The organism is Cupriavidus sp. 05N39 (genome assembly GCF_056397325.1).
The window spans coordinates 1-557 of sequence record NZ_JBFTNE010000280.1; the positions used below are offsets into that span (position 1 = coordinate 1).

The 557-nt window shown below is 65.0% G+C and carries 2 protein-coding genes; both read right to left on the reverse strand.

The window, feature by feature from the left end; translation table 11 throughout:
- A partial coding sequence (locus AC1DN0_RS41295) for a biotin/lipoyl-containing protein (protein WP_477146636.1) occupies positions 1-218 on the reverse strand: 218 nt, incomplete at its 3' end.
- A partial coding sequence (locus AC1DN0_RS41300; RefSeq protein ID WP_477146637.1) for an SH3 domain-containing protein occupies positions 215-557 on the reverse strand: 343 nt, incomplete at its 5' end. The genes AC1DN0_RS41300 and AC1DN0_RS41295, both read right to left, overlap by 4 nt.

Here is a 557-nt window from a genome sequence, read left to right on the forward strand (position 1 = left end):
CTGCCGGTCGGGATGATGTCGCCCTCGCCACCGGCCAGCTTCAGCACCTTGCCCGAGAACGGGGAAGGCACTTCAACCACGGCCTTGGCGGTCTCCATGGAGACCAGCGGCGCATCCAGCTCGATCACGTCGCCGACCTTGACGAACCATTCCACGATGGTTGCATCGGGGAGGCCTTCGCCGAGGTCGGGCAGGTGGAAATTCTTGTTCTCACTCATGTGCAGTTCTCTTCCAGCAGTTCGAGATCGCGGGCCGGCAGCCAACCCGTCGCGCCGTTCGCGCGCTCGGACCACCACCAGCCACCGTGTTCATGATGCAGTTTGACCAGTTCACCGCTGTCCACGTCCAGTTCGCGGGCGTCATAGTCGCGCAGGGCTTCTGCGCGACCATCGTCCAGCAACTGCAACCACGCCACCGGTGCCCAGCCGGCACGCCCGTCATCGGTGCGTACCCAGGCAAACGCCGGCCATTCCTCGTCACGAACACCGAGTTCGACGATCTGGCCGGTGCGGAACCGGAGCGGGTTGGGGTACTGGCTGCGGTACGGGCCTAGGAGG